We start from the raw sequence: 1,804 nt of genomic DNA, 5'->3' as shown, positions 1-1,804 counted from the left end.
ACCTTTTAATCCCTGTTCACGAATTAAGGCGATTAATTTCTCAACCCCAAATTCCGTCGCAAACGCCTCAATTAAATCCAGCCGCAGTTTTATCCCAATCAGCGGCGCTAACGCCACCGAAACCGTATGCTCAAAATAAGCTGCGTCGCCATGTGTGGCATTCACCAGTTTACTACCACCGCTTAATTTTATTTCCGGAGTCTGGATTTCCACCTCCAACAGTTTAATTTCCTGACTGCCTTCACTGGAAAACAGTTTTTGCAACGTCTCAACCGCCTGCAAGCCTTTATTCACCAGACCCAGTTTTTTACGTTTTTCTTTAAATTCCTCTTCCAGTTCACGAGTGAGTGTGTGGGAATAAGGACCCAGCGTATAAGCAAAACTCCCTTCGGCAGTTAACGTGTCCGTTAATTCATAACCCGCCGTGTGTTTATGCCAGTTTTGACCGGGCTTTTTCGCGTTCGGATTGGTTTTCTTTCTCTCCTTCAACGCCTCCGCTTTTCTTTCCGCCGCGCTTCTTTCCCGTACTTCTTGTTCTGCCCCTATCGTCACATCCAGTGTCCATTCATATTGCGGCAACACATGGATTTTAGTGTCAAGTGCGTTCACCAGCCCCAATAACACCTTCTTCATTTTATCATCCGGCAAGAGAAATGAGCGCTGGGCAAAAGGCTGACCGTAACATTGCGTCAGGGTCAGAATATAATCCGTATGCGGTAAATAATTCAGATCCCCCTTCTGAAACAACCACGATGCAATAAAACCTAACGGATCATTTGCTATTGGATCGACCGACAAGCTATGACGGGAAAAACTGATTTCATAATCTACTCCCGGTCCCTTAATTGGATTTTTATCCAATTCATAAAATTGAAACGCCGGGTTATCCGGGCTATAGAAAACCGCTTTGGGACAGTGTGCGTTTTCCGTTATACACTGTTTTCCCACCAATGAAACAGACACCGGTATCCCTTCCGCTTCATCAACTACCCAAATATCCCCTATCGGTTCAATCTGGTTATAGTGAAAAACCCGTTTCCCGACTTTTAACACTAATTTGTGAATACAAGGGTCCGGAGTTTTACAATCACAAACCGCACTGCGCATATTAACTGAGAGCATGTTTTTTCCTTAACCAATATTCACACTACCACCACCAACCACAATTCCACCACAACTCACCGCATCACCGGTTCTCGCCGCAGGTTTACCATCAACAAAAACGGTACTGGAACCACCGGCAATTATTCGTGAATGAGATGAATGTGGTGCCAAGCTATCTCCCTGACGAGCTAAAGGAATACCGTCAACTTTCACACTGGTCGATCCCGAAATAACCGGTGTCGCGCCACAATCACCATGCGCCGTACCAATATCACCAATCTTTACCGCATTACCCATATTGCTTCCTCCATATCTGGCAAAATTAAAATAATTTGTCTTTAAAATGGAACCAAGGTACTGATGAATCACCTAACTCCTGTAATAGCAACTCTTCAGCCCGTATATGTCCCGGTTCACAGATTTTATTTAATATGCGTTTACAACGAGTAGGCGATTCTTTAACAGATGAGTATCTTCGTAAGAAGAATAACTTTAATATTCCTCTGACACTGTAATCATCCGTAATCCCGATATTTTTTAATTCGGTAAGTAGCCCTCGGATATAACCAACGTAATCAAACTCCTCAATAGTTTCCCATTCGATAATTAATGCTGCCAATGTCTGTACATAACGCTCAGCAAAAGCAGCCTCAATCTTTTCCAGTTGTTCTGGCGTCATCGATAATAGCTTTCTTTTGCT

The 1,804-nt window shown here is 43.6% G+C and carries 3 protein-coding genes; all 3 read right to left on the bottom strand.

Features of this window, described 5'->3' with window-relative positions:
• Positions 1-1,122, bottom strand: a 1,122-nt coding sequence (locus ACGF49_RS24470) for a hypothetical protein (protein WP_387493278.1), incomplete at its 3' end; no start/stop codon positions are given.
• A gap of 9 nt (positions 1,123-1,131) precedes the next feature.
• The gene (locus ACGF49_RS24465; RefSeq protein ID WP_265512399.1) at positions 1,132-1,401 is read right to left on the bottom strand and encodes a type VI secretion system PAAR protein; all 270 of its coding nucleotides are present in this window, start codon (positions 1,399-1,401) and stop codon (positions 1,132-1,134) included.
• A gap of 25 nt (positions 1,402-1,426) precedes the next feature.
• Positions 1,427-1,804, bottom strand: a 378-nt coding sequence (locus tag ACGF49_RS24460; RefSeq protein WP_387493275.1) for a hypothetical protein, incomplete at its 5' end; no start/stop codon positions are given.

Source organism: Photorhabdus sp. RM96S (assembly GCF_042879335.1).
GTDB lineage: Bacteria > Pseudomonadota > Gammaproteobacteria > Enterobacterales > Enterobacteriaceae > Photorhabdus > Photorhabdus kayaii.
The sequence above is the reverse complement of the archived record's forward strand: the minus strand, read 5'-3'. Positions and strand labels throughout refer to the sequence as shown.

Coding starts and splice junctions, on each gene's coding strand:
- ACGF49_RS24465 (WP_265512399.1), bottom strand. CDS start 1,401: ATGGGTAATGCGGTAAAGATTGGTGATATTGGTACGGCGCATGGTGAT.